Source organism: Exilibacterium tricleocarpae (assembly GCF_007004655.1).
Classification (GTDB): Bacteria; Pseudomonadota; Gammaproteobacteria; order Pseudomonadales; family Cellvibrionaceae; genus Exilibacterium; species Exilibacterium tricleocarpae.
In genome coordinates this window covers 147745-163134 of sequence record NZ_ML660100.1, presented here as the reverse complement: position 1 = coordinate 163134, position 15390 = coordinate 147745, and the positions used below count along the sequence as shown (strand labels likewise).

The following is a 15390-nucleotide window of genomic DNA, read 5'->3' as shown; positions in this document are numbered from 1 at the left end:
GTCCGCCACTCTACTCGCGACCGAAGTCACTTTCGCGTTCGACTTGCATGTGTTAGGCCTGCCGCCAGCGTTCAATCTGAGCCATGATCAAACTCTTCAGTTTAAAGTGCTCGACAGACGACACTTTCGCTACCGCTGAAAGCGCACTGCCTAAACTTGGCTCATTTGCATGAATCGTTACTTAACGTCGTTACCTTCCATAATCTCAGGGTCGAAACCCCGCGATCACGAATGAATTGTTAGGTCACTTGCAAATGATAATCTTGTGCGTCTTATCATATCGCAAGCGCCCACACGCATTGCTTGATGACTTGTTAAAGAGCTCGGCCAGGGGCTGCGCCTTTGCCGATCACGGCCCTGCCAGACTGCCTGGCCCCGAACCGTGGGATGCGAATTATACGCATCTCTGCGCGCTTGTAAACTGTTAATGTACTTCAACATTCCCGTTTTTTAACCGCCTCTGCCGGCCGGCCTCAAAACCCTCAGACCACAGTCTCCGGTGGTCGCTCTCACAGCGCAAGAGGCGCGCATTATACGCACTCCCTACATCCCTGCAAGGGATTTGTGAAAAAAAGTTTACAATGCCGAAACAAACTTAATAATGCACTCTAAGTCATTGATTTTTATTGGCTACTCGAAAGCGTCAGCACGTGTGCTGAAGTAGCGGCAGGGAGACCGGGATTCAGTCATCCGACTTTTTTTCGCGCCGCAACGCCACCAGCCTGGACCAGGCCCAAAGCACCGGCCCGGAGAGGCCGTAAACCACCGAAAGTCCGAGCAAAACCCGAGGGGGATCAATGGTAATCACCACGAACACAAAAATCACCGCCAGCATCGCCACAAAGGGGACCCGCCCTTTAAAATCAATGCCTTTGAAACTGCTGTACTTGATATTGGAAACCATCAGCAAACCGGCGACCAGGGTTACCAGGGCCGCCAGCACGCTAAACTCCGGCGATACCTGCCAGTCGTGACCGGACCAGACAATGCTGGCCAGCACGGCGGCCGCCGCAGGGCTGGAGAGGCCGATAAAGTAGCGCTTATCCACCACTTTGACCTGGGTGTTAAAGCGGGCCAGGCGCAGCGCCGCGCAGGCGGCAAACGCAAATGCCGCCGCCCATCCCAGCTTGCCCAGGGGCGCCAGCGCCCAACTGAACATCACCAGCGCCGGGGCCAGGCCAAACGACACCATATCCGACAGGCTGTCGTACTGGACACCGAATTCACTGGTGGTATTGGTCAACCTGGCGACGCGGCCGTCGAGGCCGTCAAGCGCCATGGCGACAAAGATCGCAATGGCGGCCACCTCGAAGTCCTGATTCATGCCGGCAATAACGGCATAAAAGCCTGAAAACAGCGCACTGGTGGTAAATAGGTTGGGCAGCAGGTAAATGCCCCGGCGCCGAACTTTCTGGCCGTTTTCGGACACCTCCTCCACATGCTCGTCCACCGGTAACAGGCCGTCGTCCTCGCGGTGGTCTTCCAGCGCGTGAATATTATTATTGTCGTGGGATTTTTCTTTGTCGTTCATACAGCCATCGATTTCACAGTCCGGACGGGAATGATACGCCGAGCAATGAATTGTTAGGTCACTTGCAAATGATAATCTTGTGCGTCTTATCATATCGCAAGCGCCCACACGCATTGCTTGATGACTTGTTAAAGAGCTCGGCCAGGGGCTGCGCCTTTGCCGATCACGGCCCTGCCAGACTGCCTGGCCCCGAACCGTGGGATGCGAATTATACGCATCTCTGCGCGCTTGTAAACTGTTAATGTACTTCAACATTCCCGTTTTTTAACCGCCTCTGCCGGCCGGCCTCAAAACCCTCAGACCACAGTCTCCGGTGGTCGCTCTCACAGCGCAAGAGGCGCGCATTATACGCACTCCCTACATCCCTGCAAGGGATTTGTGAAAAAAAGTTTACAATGCCGAAACAAACTTAATAATGCACTCTAAGTCATTGATTTTTATTGGCTACTCGAAAGCGTCAGCACGTGTGCTGAAGTAGCGGCAGGGAGACCGGGATTCAGTCATCCGACTTTTTTTCGCGCCGCAACGCCACCAGCCTGGACCAGGCCCAAAGCACCGGCCCGGAGAGGCCGTAAACCACCGAAAGTCCGAGCAAAACCCGAGGGGGATCAATGGTAATCACCACGAACACAAAAATCACCGCCAGCATCGCCACAAAGGGGACCCGCCCTTTAAAATCAATGCCTTTGAAACTGCTGTACTTGATATTGGAAACCATCAGCAAACCGGCGACCAGGGTTACCAGGGCCGCCAGCACGCTAAACTCCGGCGATACCTGCCAGTCGTGACCGGACCAGACAATGCTGGCCAGCACGGCGGCCGCCGCAGGGCTGGAGAGGCCGATAAAGTAGCGCTTATCCACCACTTTGACCTGGGTGTTAAAGCGGGCCAGGCGCAGCGCCGCGCAGGCGGCAAACGCAAATGCCGCCGCCCATCCCAGCTTGCCCAGGGGCGCCAGCGCCCAACTGAACATCACCAGCGCCGGGGCCAGGCCAAACGACACCATATCCGACAGGCTGTCGTACTGGACACCGAATTCACTGGTGGTATTGGTCAACCTGGCGACGCGGCCGTCGAGGCCGTCAAGCGCCATGGCGACAAAGATCGCAATGGCGGCCACCTCGAAGTCCTGATTCATGCCGGCAATAACGGCATAAAAGCCTGAAAACAGCGCACTGGTGGTAAATAGGTTGGGCAGCAGGTAAATGCCCCGGCGCCGAACTTTCTGGCCGTTTTCGGACACCTCCTCCACATGCTCGTCCACCGGTAACAGGCCGTCGTCCTCGCGGTGGTCTTCCAGCGCGTGAATATTATTATTGTCGTGGGATTTTTCTTTGTCGTTCATACAGCCATCGATTTCACAGTCCGGACGGGAATGATACGCCGAGCCCCGGACCGGCACCAAACATTTCGCCCGGCGGTGACAAAAAACGCGGCCAAAGCCGCGTTTTCGGTCCGGCGGAGCGGCTCTCGCTAGTTTTTGGCTTTATCGATAATCTTGTTGGACTCGATCCAGGGCATCATGGCGCGCAATTTTTCACCTACCTGCTCGATCCCGTGGGCGGCATTGTTGCGCCGATAGGCCGTCATGGATGGATAATTGGCGGCGCCTTCGGCAATAAACATCTTGGCGTATTCACCATTCTGGATGCGCTTCAGGGCCCGGCGCATGGCCGCCCGGGACTCTTCATTGATAATCTCGGGACCGGTCACGTATTCCCCGTACTCCGCATTGTTGGAAATAGAGTAATTCATATTGGCGATGCCGCCCTCGTACATCAGGTCGACAATCAACTTCAGTTCGTGCAGGCACTCGAAATAGGCCATCTCCGGCGCATAGCCGGCCTCCGTCAGTGTTTCATAACCGGCTTTGACCAGTTCCACGGCACCGCCGCAAAGCACCGCCTGCTCACCGAACAGATCGGTTTCAGTCTCGTCTTTGAACGTCGTCTCGATAATACCGGTGCGACCGCCGCCGACGCCGCTGGCATACGACAGCGCCACCTGCTTGGCCTGCCCGGAGGCGTCCTGGAATACAGCGATCAGGTCCGGGATACCGCCGCCTTTGACAAACTCATTGCGCACCGTATGACCCGGGGCCTTAGGGGCGATCATAATCACATCGAGATCGGCGCGGGGTACAACCTGGTTGTAGTGAATGGCAAAACCGTGGGCAAATGCCAGGGTGGCGCCGGACTTGATGCTGGGTTCGATCTCTTCCCGGTAAAGCTGACTCTGGAACTCATCCGGGGTCAGCACCATCACCACATCGGCGCCGGCTACGGCTTCGGGTACGGCAGATACTTTCAGTCCGTGGGCCTCGGCTTTGGCGATGGAGGCAGAACCGGGGCGCAGGCCGACGGTCACATCAACACCGGAATCCTTGAGATTACAGGCGTGGGCGTGGCCCTGGGAACCATAGCCGATAACCGCCACCTTCTTGCTTTGGATAATGCTGAGATCGCAGTCCTTATCGTAGTAGACCTGCATGTTGAACCCCCTGACTGTGAGTGATGAAAACTGAGAGCAGGAGTTTAGCGAACCGCCCTCGTTGCGTAAAATGATATATTTGCAATATTATGTTTTGAAATTAGCAATACTCATGAGGCACACACCCCGGTGGACAATCGATCGCTGAAGTTGTTTCTAAGCCTCTCGGAGACCCTGCATTTCGGCCGCAGCAGCGAGGCCTGCCATATCAGCCCGTCGGCCCTGAGCCGCACCATCAAACAGATGGAAGCCGAACTCGGCGTGACACTGTTCGAGCGCGATAACCGCACTGTCGCCCTCACTCACGCGGGCGGGCGGCTGCAGCACTACGCGCGGGATACACTGCTGCAGTGGGACAGTTTTCGCGACTCGCTGCTGAACGACAGCCGCGAGCTGCGCGGTGAGATCAGTATCTACTGCTCGGTGACCGCCAGCTACAGTTTTCTCTACGATATCCTGAGTGAATTCCGCCCGCGCCACCCGAAGATTGAGATCAAACTGCACACCGGCGACCCGACCCTGGCCATATCGCGGGTTACCGCCGGCCTGGAGGATATCGCCATAGCCGCGCGACCGGACAAGCTGCCGCACAACCTGGATTTTCGCCGTGTCACGGTTTCACCCCTGGTTTTTATTACAGCCAGCACCGGCGACTCCTCGGCAAGCTTGCCGAGCCGTCGCAGCGCGCCGCAAACCTGGGCAGACATACCGATGATCTTGTCGGAGGAAGGCTTGATCCGCGAGCGAGTCGATGCCTGGTTTCAGCAACAGGGCATTGCCCCTCGCATCTACGCTCAGGTGGCGGGTCACGAGGCCATCGTCAGCATGGTCAGCCTGGGGTTTGGTATCGGTGTGGTCCCGAAAATCGTGCTCGATAACAGTCCGCTGTCGCGGCGGGTGAAAGTACTGCCGGATCAACCGCAACTGGCGGCGTATGAAGTCGGGGTCTGCGCGTTGAAAAAACGCCTGAAGAGCCCGCTGCTCAGCGCGCTCTGGGGGCAGATACACCTAGCCGAGACCTCATGAGTGGGCCGAGGTGTAATGGCATTTACCCCAACGAGCAAGTGCCGATTGATCGGCCGCCCCGAGGCAGACCTATCCCTTTGTATTTGAGATCAGTGGCGATGAGGCAAGGCTCCATGAGCTACTTAAGCCTGCCTGCGTGTGTGTCATTCAGGCCGGCAGCCGCTCACGAAGGACGCACTGCCGGCCGAGCACTGGCCGGGATTGGCAACGGCAATCAGAATTCCATATCGACGCCGACAAACAGGAAGCGGCCCCTGGGCGAGCCGTATTCACCGCTGTAATTTCTGCTGCTGCCACTCAATACATCACAGCAGGGGATAAACAGCGGGTCCCTGTCAAACACATTGTTGATACCGCCGTAAAAACGCGTCTCGATATCACTGATCTCCGTGCGGTAGCTGACACTGAAGTCATGCTCGATATAGCTGCCGAATTCCAGAAACAGGGGCCGCTCGGGTTCGTCTCCACCTTCTTCGAGCCGCTCGGCGACAAGTTCCTCGTATTCCTCTATGCGTCTATGGTCATCAATCACAGGTCCGGTGTATTCAATCGACCAGCGCAACCGCAATCCATTATGGCGCCAGGTCAGCGAGCCGAAGGACTGCTCGCGCGGTGTGCCCACCTCGCCCAGAAACTCGGTAACTACTTCCTCGCCCGCCACATCGGTCGACAGTTGCCGGTTCTCCAACTGGCGGGAGTGATTCACATTCAAGGTAAAGCGCCCGGGCACCTGCCAGTCCTGCAGATCGAAGCGGACTCGCAGGCCGTAGTCAATGCCCCGGAGTTCCAGTTTATTGAGGTTGAACTGCCGCTGTATGATCTGTGCAAGCTGGCCGTTGGGCGCGCGGGTAATATCGGCACAGCGGGGATTATCCGGACCGAAGTTTTCGGCATCCTCGTAGCACTGGCGCAAAATCTCCTCGTTTTCAATCTCGCTGATAACATCTTCCACTTCGATATCGTAGAAATCGACCGAAGCGGCCAGCCAATCGAACGGCTCGTAGCTCAGTCCGACAGTCAAGGTGTCTGCCGTCTCCTCGCTGAGTTCCGGGTTACCGGCATTTGGGGAGAACGTGTTGCCATCACCTTCGAATACCCCCTCTTCGTTCTCATCGCTTTCGATATCTTCCCGGATACCGGGGACACTGCGACAGTTCTCATCGACAACACCCTCACTGGTCGCCGTCACACCCGTGCAGATATCCCTGACATCATCGAAGTCGCCCCTCGGCAGCGAAAAGGCCTCGGACAGATCGGGCGCCCGCACGGCAGTGCCCTGCTTGGCCCGTACCAGCAAACTTTCGATCGGCCGCCAGGTGAGCCCGAGACTCCAGGTGCCTATGGTACCCACACCCTCGAGAGAATAATCGGCGGCCCGCACCGAAGCGTCGAGCCCGAGGTACTCGGCCCCGGTCACGCCGGCCAGCAGGGGCACGCTGACCTCCCCGAAAATTTCGGCCACATCGATATCGGCATTCGAGTTCGGCACCGTGGGTCCACTGGTACCGCCAAAGCGACTCTCCAGGTCATTCTTGCTCTTCTGGCTGTCTTCCCGATATTCAACCCCGAAAGCGCCGCCGACAGCGCCGGCCGGCAACTGGAACAAGTCTCCCGTGGTGTAAGCGACCACGCTTATCTGCTCGGCGACGGCCTCCAGCGTCAGGTTGGCGCGAACATAATCGGCCGCCGCCTGTGATATAGAGCCAATACCAAAGGGATTCAGCGGCACGCAGCCGGCGGCACGGGCCGCCTCATCCGCACAGCGAAATCGGTCCGGGTTATCGGGGTCGGCGGGATCAACTTCGGCATCGAGAGCGAAATTGAGCCGGTTGTAGTTGATTTCGTTAGTGCGCCGGTTCTCCTGTTCATAGCGTCCATACGCCAGCGACGCGTGCCACTCCCAGTCCGTTCCAAACAGTGCGTCGCCATCAATGCCGGCAAGGAAACGCAGCGTTTCACGTTTGGCCTTGTTTTCCCGGAAACCCACCTCCAGCAAACGCCGATCCCAGATAACACTCCCGCTCCGCTCGCGCTCACTATTGGGTATGGGTATAAATGGATTGGTCTCTGGAATACGGTCGACAATGACAAAATCCGCCTCGCCGGTAACCCGGTCAATGATGATGGAATCGTCTCCGTCTGCCGCATATTCAGGTAAACGTCTCGAGACAGTTTCCACATTGGAATAGGAGAGTTGCGCGAATGCCTCCAGATGATCAGTGAAGGCATACTTCACCTTGGTCGAGAGATTATGTCTTTCACGGGGCAGTGTCATAATGTTGAAAAGACGGGTGTTGAGACCATCTCTGCCGTTAAGGAACGCCCTCGCATTGGAAAAGTTGGGGTCGGTCTGCTCTGTTATCAGGTTGTTATTGTCGTCGTAAAAAAAACGCCGGCTGTCGAACACACCGCCGAACGTCCCCAGGGAGCGGTCCCTCGGCTCGATAACGCCGAACAGATCACCACCGGGCAAAAACCGGCTGGCGGGTAAGTCTCCAGTCAAGCCATCCACCACCCGGCCGCTGTCGAATTCATTGACACCGTCGTCGTAGTCCAGGTCAATTTCCTCAAACGCATAGCGACCCACATCCCGCGCGGTCAACGCCTCGTCGGTATCGATCTCGCCGGCGATAAGAAAATATCCCCTGTCATCGTCAAAGTCAGTGCCAAAAGCGAGGTCCAGGGTTTTCTCCTCGGCGCCGCCGGTAACGGCCCCGCCCGCACGTAACCCCACCCTGAAGCCCTCCAGGTCATCCTCGGTGATAATGTTAATGACCCCGGCAATGGCGTCGGAACCGTATACGGCAGAGGCCGCACCGGTAATGATTTCAATCCGGTCGACAAAGGCATCGGGAATGGTACTCAGGCTCACCCGGCGGCCGTTGACGCTGTTGGATACCGTGCGACGCCCGTCGATCAGGGTCAGCGTGCGGTTGGCCCCCAGGGCTCTCAAGTCCACGGAACTGAGTCCGGCAGTCTGTACATCATTTTGCGATTCACTGGTATTGATCGCGGTGGTCACACCTGGCCTGCCGGTGAGTACCTCACTGAGTTCGTTGACCCCGGAGTCGAGGATGTCCTCTTTGTCGATCGCAATCAACGGTGTCGGAGAATTGAATGCATCGCGTTTGATACGTGTGCCCGTCACCTCAATCTCTTCGAGCAGTCCGTCGTCTTCCCCGGCAACGGTTGTGCTGTCTTCGGGTACCGCGGTCTCTCCTTGCGCCTGGGTCAGCCCGCTGGCCGACAGCAGCACCAAACCGGCAGAGACGAAACGATACTTACCTTTGAGTCTTAACATCAATTGGCTCTCCACTTTTTTACGCTTATTTTTTGGTCGACGATAATTCTCATCACCGGCAGTGATACCGAGCGTTCCGGGCTTTTTTTATTTGGGATAATTTTCAGCCAGCATATACTGAGATGACGGTGTTTGGCCAAGTCCGTTGTTTGCATAAGTTATGACGAATATGCATAGCTGGCAGAAACATGCCATTGCCTGTGCGTTGGGTTGTACCGAGGCATACTTAAAAGCGACCGAAGCGGTCTGGAGTCGTCAGGATAAGTCTGTTGTATTAAATTGAGCGCCGCTTGCCATGCACATGTAGCGGTCCCACCGCATCGATGCACAGTAACACGAGTCAAAAAGTGTAGTAACTATTCAGCATATTCAGAGAAAATCTTGGGCAATGTGCTCTGAAACGTTTCTTTTCGGAGGGTAGGGTGGCGTGCATTATAGGGTATGTAGATCGGTTTGGCACCCTGGTAAGGCTGCTGTATCGGTAGGTCTTTTCAAGACCTTTGGCGGCAGGGATGCCGCCACAGAGCCTACAGGGATGTACTTGCTGCGTGTCTTGAAAAGACCTACCGATACAGCAGCCGGTTCGAAGCTCCCCTATTTGAAATCAGTGTATGTGCTGATCTCAATGGAGAACCCGGGGAAGTGATCAAAGACTCAATACTTTCTCTCCGCGCGCAATCCCGGACACCCCGGTGCGAGCCACCTCGAGGATCACCGCCTCACCCACCGAGTCGACAAAAGCGTCCAGCTTGTCGCTGGTACCGGTTACCTGCACGGTGTAAACGGTACTGCTCACATCCACAATCTGGCCGCGGAAAATATCGACACAGCGTTTGACTTCAGCGCGCTGGGAACCGGTTGCCTTCACTTTGATCAGCATCAATTCGCGCTCGATGTGCGCACCTTCGGTTAAATCCACGAGTTTTACCACATCGACAATTTTATTCAGGTGCTTGGTAATTTGCTCGATCTTGTGATTGTTGCCGATGGTAGTCAACGTCAGCCGCGAGAGCGTCTCGTCCTCCGTCGGCGCCACTGTCAGGCTTTCGATATTGTAGCCGCGCTGGGAAAACAGCCCCACAACCCGCGACAGGGCACCCGGCGCATTTTCCATTAACACGGAAATAATTCTTCTCATGGTCAGGTTCGCTCCGTTCTGCTGAGCCACATATCGCGCATAGAACCGTTGGGCGCCACCAGCATCGGGTACACATGCTCGGCGGGGTCGACATAGATATCCATAAACACCACACGGTTTTTGTATTTCTCGCTAAAGCACTCCTGCATCTTCTCCCGCAGCTCTTCGCGCCGGGTCACTTTGATACCCACGTGGCCAAAGGCTTCCATCAATTTGGCGAAATCCGGCAGCGACTCTTCGTACAAGCTCTCCGAGTAGCGGCCATCGTAGTGCAGGTCCTGCCACTGCTTCACCATGCCGAGGGCCTGGTTGTTGAGACAGATAATCTTGACCGGCAGATGGTACTGGGTGCAGGTGGACAACTCCTGAATACACATCTGAATACTGCCCTCGCCGGTGACACACACCGACACCGCATCGCGCATCGCAAACTGTGCCCCCATGGCCGCCGGCAGGCCAAACCCCATGGTGCCGAGGCCGCCGGAGTTAATCCAGCGGCGCGGCTTGTCAAAAGGATAATACTGGGCGGCAAACATCTGGTGCTGCCCGACATCCGAGGACACTATCGCCTCGCCATCGGTCACCTCGTACAGCGCCCGAATCACTTCCTGCGGCATAATCTGATCGCCGTCGGTGCGATAGCGCGGCTGCGTGTAGAGGCCGTGGCGATCGCGCCAGTCGTCAATCTGCTTCCACCACTCCGCCAGCGCCGTCTGGTCCGGCTGTTCGGCGGACTGCTTGACCAGTTCGAGCATCTCACCGAGCACCAGATCAACCGCGCCGACAATCGGCACATCGGCCTGCACCGTTTTGGAAATGGCGGCCGGGTCGATATCGACATGAATGATCTTGGCACTGGGGCAAAACTTGCTCGGCGTGTTGGTAACCCGGTCATCGAAACGGGCCCCCACCGCCAGGATGACATCGCTGTGATGCATGGCGGTGTTGGCCTCGAAGGTGCCGTGCATCCCGAGCATACCCAAGAACTGCCGGTCGGTGGCGGGATAGCAACCCAGCCCCATCAGCGTATTGGTCACGGGAAAATTCAACGCCTGCGCCAGTTCCGTCAACAGTGACGAGCCCTCGCCCTGAATAACGCCGCCGCCGGCATAAATCACCGGTCGCTTGGCCTCGAGCAGCAACTGCACCGCCTTTTTAATCTGGCCGCTGTGGCCGCGGCCCGGCGGCGTGTAGGAACGCAGTTTCATTTTCGCGGGATAGACATACTCAAATTTTTCATTCGGATTGGTAACGTCCTTGGGTATATCCACCACAACCGGACCCGGGCGTCCGGTGGCGGCAATGTAGAACGCCTTCTTCAGGGTCTGGGGAATTTCGCGGGCGTCTTTGACCAAGAAGCTGTGTTTGACGATGGGTCGTGAAATACCCACCATGTCCGTTTCCTGGAACGCGTCTTCACCAATCTTGTCGGTGGGCACCTGGCCGGAAATCACCACCATCGGAATCGAGTCCATATAGGCCGTGGCGATACCGGTGATGGCATTGGTGGCCCCGGGGCCCGAGGTAACCAGCACCACGCCGACCCTGCCGGTGGCGCGGGCATAGCCGTCAGCGGCGTGGGTAGCGGCCTGCTCGTGGCGCACCAGTATGTGTTTGACGGCTTGGTTGCGAAAAATAGCGTCATATATATGCAGTGCGGCCCCGCCGGGGTAACCGAAAACATATTCAACACCTTCGTCTTGCAGAGCGCGGATCACCATATCTCCGCCTGATAGCATTTCCACCTTGAATCCCCTAGTGAAAGTAAACCTCCAGCGTTCCGAAAGCGCAGCCAGCGCTATCTCGGCACACCAGTCTCAGGGTATTGGCGGCAATATGCCAGACCTATCAGCGAAAAATAGGCGGGCTATTAACCGCACGCCACCCAACCCGGGCAGGGCCCCGGCTGGACAGTTATATATATTTCCAATGAAGCTTTCCCACGTAGCTTGCGCTTTTAGCGCAACTCCAGACGACCCTAATTTTAGGTAACCTTGTATTTCAGGCAACGCTGATACCAGGCAACTCGACTAATTAGGTAACTCTACTTTAGGCAACTCTACTGTTACTGTCAGGGCTGTTACTGTCAGGCAATTCGGGACAATTTCGACAAGCCATAACACAAGCCCGCTAACACAAGCCGGTTAGTGTGAAGGCTTTGGAACCCGTCTATTGCAAACCACACGGCAACTTGGGAGCCGGGCGGTAACTGTAGGGTCGTTTATCTACAGAGTAGGCTACTTGAGCAGGTAACGCCGGTGGACGCACCTTCGCACTTCCGGATGGTTCGACAAGCGGTTGGCTTATCGGGGGGTAGAATGGGTCCGCGGTTTTCGGTAAATCTACACGCCATCTAGCGAACCCATAATTCTGTCAATTTGTACAGTAATGTCAAGGGTTTAGAGCCTATTTCGGCACCTTGGCCGCAAATCGCGGCAAATTGGATGGGTTTGCGGTCAGTTTCCGTTTATAGTTAACGGCGGTTTACAGTTAATGGCGCCCAACTGTTATCACTGCGGCTCGGGCGCTGACATCCAGGCAGGGGATCCAATCTTATGGCACGGCTGACTACAATAATCATAAACCTCGCCCTGACAGTCATGCTGGCAGGTCTTGGCATTGCGACCGCCAGTGCCGGTGAGGTGTACCGCTGGGTGGACGACGACGGCGGAATTAACTACACCGCCCACCCACCCAAGAACCGCCCCTCGGAGAAGGTGATGAAGTTTAAGAAGCGGGGCAAAACGGCCTCAACACCCGCCGGCGACAGCGCCTCCGCCACCGCGCCGGCACAGCCGCGGCAGCCTGCCGCCGGCGACCCGCTTACCGCACGTGCAGAGCCGACCAAAAACCGGGACCCGGAGCGCTGCAATATTGCCAGAAAAAACCTGGAAACCCTGCGCCAAAACGCCCGGGTTCGCATCAAGGAAGCTGAAGGCGAATTCCGTTACCTCACGCCTGAAGAACACAGCGAGCGCATTAAAGAATCACAGCAGGCCATCGACGAATCCTGCTAGCGAACCCCGAAACCGCCCGGCAGACACAAGCGGCCGGGCAGTGCCACACTGGCAAGGAGCTACCCCAACAACACTGCATAAGTGTATTTACATCAGTTTATCGATAGCTGATCCAGCCACGTCGACCTCGATTAAGTGTACCAGACCTGTCAATTAGCACATATTTGCTTAAGGCATTGCCATTGGGGGCTACCCGGTAAACACAAGCTGCCCGCGTTCATCCAGACGTCCCACCACAGTGGCGCCGGGCGCAAACTTCCCGGCCAGCACATCCTGTGCCAGAGGGTTTTCGATCTGTTGCTGTATCGCCCGCTTTAACGGACGCGCGCCGTAGACAGGATCAAAACCCACCTGCACCAGCTTGTCCATCACCGCATCATCCAGTTCCAGCTTCAGTTCGCGCTCCGCCAGGCGCCGGCGCAACAGATCCAACTGGATAGTCGCTATACCGCGAATCTGTGCCTGGCCCAGCGGATCGAACACCACCAGTTCGTCGATACGGTTGACGAACTCGGGGCGAAAGTGACTGGCAACCACCTCCATAACCGCCTCTTTGATGGCGGCACGGCGGTGCTCGTTGGCGGCGGTATCACTGTTTTCATCGCTATCGAAACTGATGGTGTCGAACGAGCGATCCTGGGCCAGTTCCTGAATGCGATCGGAACCGAGGTTGGAAGTCATCACCACCACGGTATTGCGAAAGTCCACGGTGCGCCCCTGGCCATCGGTCAGGCGGCCATCCTCCAGCACCTGCAGCAGAATATTGAACACGTCGGCATGGGCCTTTTCCACTTCATCCAACAACAACACCGAGTAGGGTTTGCGCCGCACCGCCTCGGTCAGATAGCCGCCCTCCTCGTAACCGACATAGCCGGGAGGCGCGCCGATCAGGCGGGCAACGGAGTGTTTTTCCATAAACTCCGACATATCAATACGCACCATAGCGTCTTCACTGTCGAACAGAAATTCCGCCAGGGCTTTGCACAATTCGGTTTTACCAACGCCGGTGGGTCCGAGAAACAAAAACGAACCATTGGGGCGGTTGGGGTCGGCAAGTCCGGCCCGCGAACGGCGCACGGCGTTGGACACGGCGACCACCGCCTCCTGCTGGCCGATCACCCGCCGGTGCAAGGCATCCTCCATACGCAGCAACTTCTCCCGTTCGCCCTCGAGCATCTTGGCCACCGGTATGCCGGTCCATTTCGATACCACCTCGGCAATTTCTTCATCGGTGACCTTGTTGCGCAGCAGTTTCATTTCCATCATTTCTGCCTGGCTGGCCATATCCAATTGTTTTTCCAGCTCCGGGATAACGCCGTACTGCAACTCCGACATGCGCGCCAGATCGCCGGCGCGGCGCGCCGCTTCCAGGTCGAGGCGCACCTGTTCGAGATTGCTTTTGATCTCATGGGAACCGTGCAGCGCCGCCTTCTCGGCGCGCCAGATTTCTTCCAGGTCGGCGAATTTGCGCTCCGCCTGTTCGATATCGTCGTCCAGCAGTTGCAACTGTTTCTTGGCCGACTCCGAGGTGTCCTTCTTGACCGCCTCGCGCTCAATCTTCAATTGAATCAGGCGCCGCTCGAGGCGATCCATCTCTTCGGGCTTGGAATCGATCTCCATGCGGATACGGCTGGCCGCCTCATCCACCAGGTCGATGGCCTTGTCCGGCAGTTGCCGGTCAGTGATATAACGCTGGGACAACTTGGCCGCAGCGATAATCGCCGAGTCGGTAATGTCGACACCGTGGTGCACTTCATAGCGCTCTTTGAGGCCGCGCAGGATGGCAATGGTATCTTCTTCGCTCGGCTCATCGACCAGTACTTTTTGAAAACGCCGCTCCAGCGCGGCATCTTTTTCGATAAATTTGCGGTATTCGTCCAGCGTGGTGGCACCGACACAGTGCAGCTCGCCCCGGGCAAGCGCCGGTTTCAGCATATTGCCCGCATCCATGGCGCCCTCGGCTTTGCCCGCGCCCACCATGGTGTGCAACTCGTCGATAAACAGAATGATGCGGCCTTCCTGCTTCGACAATTCGTTGAGCACGGCCTTTAAACGCTCCTCGAACTCTCCGCGGAACTTGGCACCGGCCAACAGCGAGCCCAGATCGAGTGACAGCAACTGTTTGTTCTTCAAGCCCTCGGGCACCTCGCCGTTGACGATACGTTGGGCCAATCCCTCGACAATGGCGGTCTTGCCGACCCCCGGCTCGCCAATCAACACCGGGTTGTTCTTGGTGCGCCGCTGCAACACCTGCACGGTGCGGCGAATTTCATCGTCGCGCCCGATCACCGGATCGAGTTTCCCGGCTTCGGCCCGCGCCGTCAGGTCGATAGTGTATTTCTCCAGCGCCTGGCGATTGCCCTCGGCATCGGGGTCATCCACCGTCTCACCGCCGCGCACTTTGTCCACCGCCGACTCCAGGCGCTGTTTGTCGCCAAACTGGTTGAGCAGCTTGCCCAATGCGCTGTTGCCGTCGTGCATTGCCGCCAGCAGCAGCGATTCGCTGGAAATAAATTTGTCGCCGACCTCCTGGGCGCGCTTGTCGGCGAGATTGAGCAGGCGCCCGGTCTCTGCGGACATATGCACATCGCCGGTGGGCGATTGCACCCGCGCCAGGTTGTCGAGCTGCTTGGCCAATTCGTTGCGCAGGCCGGTGACATCGAAGCCGGCCTGGGCCAACAACGGCCGCACGGTCCCACCCTGCTGGTCGAGCATGGCGAGCAGCACATGCACCGGCTCCAGCTGGTTGTGGTCGCGCCCGACCGCCAGGGACTGGGCGTCTGATAGAGCAATTTGCAGTTGGTTGGTCAAACGATCGATTCGCACGGGCTACCCCACTTTTTCCAAAGGCTTCCTCCCTGAAATTTGGGGGCGCGGCGGAGAAATT

General features: G+C 57.2%; 9 protein-coding genes and 1 rRNA gene. 2 read left to right on the top strand and 8 right to left on the bottom strand.

Translation table 11 applies throughout. The features are described from left to right. The 4 genes from FKG94_RS20245 to ilvC all read right to left on the bottom strand — a co-directional run. Nucleotides 1–103, bottom strand: a 16S ribosomal RNA gene (locus FKG94_RS20245); the annotation flags it as partial. A gap of 579 nt (nucleotides 104–682) precedes the next feature. Next, entirely contained in the window at nucleotides 683–1531 is an 849-nt protein-coding gene (pssA, locus tag FKG94_RS20240) for a CDP-diacylglycerol--serine O-phosphatidyltransferase (RefSeq protein WP_142928756.1), read from the bottom strand. A 496-nt stretch (nucleotides 1532–2027) separates the two neighbouring features. After that, nucleotides 2028–2876 (bottom strand): CDP-diacylglycerol--serine O-phosphatidyltransferase, encoded by an 849-nt coding sequence (gene pssA / locus FKG94_RS20235; protein ID WP_142928756.1) that lies wholly within the window; start codon nucleotides 2874–2876, stop codon nucleotides 2028–2030. A 128-nt stretch (nucleotides 2877–3004) separates the two neighbouring features. Then, nucleotides 3005–4021: a ketol-acid reductoisomerase gene (gene ilvC / locus FKG94_RS20230; protein ID WP_142928755.1), complete on the bottom strand. Its 1017-nt coding sequence runs from the start codon at nucleotides 4019–4021 to the stop codon at nucleotides 3005–3007. A 129-nt stretch (nucleotides 4022–4150) separates the two neighbouring features. Here ilvC and ilvY point away from each other — a divergent pair, with 129 nt between their 5' ends. Continuing rightward, entirely contained in the window at nucleotides 4151–5047 is an 897-nt protein-coding gene (ilvY, locus tag FKG94_RS20225) for an HTH-type transcriptional activator IlvY (protein WP_142928754.1), read from the top strand. Nucleotides 5048–5261: 214 nt separating this feature from the next. Here ilvY and FKG94_RS20220 read toward each other — a convergent pair whose 3' ends face one another. The 3 genes from FKG94_RS20220 to FKG94_RS20210 form a co-directional block, all read right to left on the bottom strand. Further along, entirely contained in the window at nucleotides 5262–8348 is a 3087-nt protein-coding gene (locus FKG94_RS20220; protein ID WP_142928753.1) for a TonB-dependent receptor domain-containing protein, read from the bottom strand. A 646-nt stretch (nucleotides 8349–8994) separates the two neighbouring features. Beyond that, a complete protein-coding gene (ilvN, locus tag FKG94_RS20215) occupies nucleotides 8995–9486 on the bottom strand; it encodes an acetolactate synthase small subunit (RefSeq protein ID WP_142928752.1) in 492 nt (163 codons plus the stop codon). Nucleotides 9487–9488: 2 nt separating this feature from the next. Then, nucleotides 9489–11231 (bottom strand): acetolactate synthase 3 large subunit, encoded by a 1743-nt coding sequence (locus tag FKG94_RS20210; protein WP_142928751.1) that lies wholly within the window; start codon nucleotides 11229–11231, stop codon nucleotides 9489–9491. A gap of 810 nt (nucleotides 11232–12041) precedes the next feature. Here FKG94_RS20210 and FKG94_RS20205 point away from each other — a divergent pair. Beyond that, nucleotides 12042–12503 carry a DUF4124 domain-containing protein gene (locus FKG94_RS20205; protein WP_142928750.1) on the top strand — a complete coding sequence of 154 codons (462 nt, stop codon included), beginning with the start codon at nucleotides 12042–12044 and terminating at the stop codon, nucleotides 12501–12503. A gap of 189 nt (nucleotides 12504–12692) precedes the next feature. Here the strand turns inward: FKG94_RS20205 and clpB are convergent, their stop codons facing one another. Beyond that, nucleotides 12693–15329: an ATP-dependent chaperone ClpB gene (gene clpB / locus FKG94_RS20200; RefSeq protein WP_142928749.1), complete on the bottom strand. Its 2637-nt coding sequence runs from the start codon at nucleotides 15327–15329 to the stop codon at nucleotides 12693–12695. Nucleotides 15330–15390: the final 61 nt, after the last annotated feature.

Bases quoted from the DNA above. Each gene is read 5' to 3' on its own strand.
- pssA (WP_142928756.1), bottom strand. From the start codon at position 1,531: ATGAACGACAAAGAAAAATCCCACGACAATAATAATATTCACGCGCTG.
- pssA (WP_142928756.1), bottom strand. From the start codon at position 2,876: ATGAACGACAAAGAAAAATCCCACGACAATAATAATATTCACGCGCTG.
- ilvC (WP_142928755.1), bottom strand. From the start codon at position 4,021: ATGCAGGTCTACTACGATAAGGACTGCGATCTCAGCATTATCCAAAGC.
- FKG94_RS20220 (WP_142928753.1), bottom strand. From the start codon at position 8,348: ATGTTAAGACTCAAAGGTAAGTATCGTTTCGTCTCTGCCGGTTTGGTG.
- ilvN (WP_142928752.1), bottom strand. From the start codon at position 9,486: ATGAGAAGAATTATTTCCGTGTTAATGGAAAATGCGCCGGGTGCCCTG.
- FKG94_RS20205 (WP_142928750.1), top strand. From the start codon at position 12,042: ATGGCACGGCTGACTACAATAATCATAAACCTCGCCCTGACAGTCATG.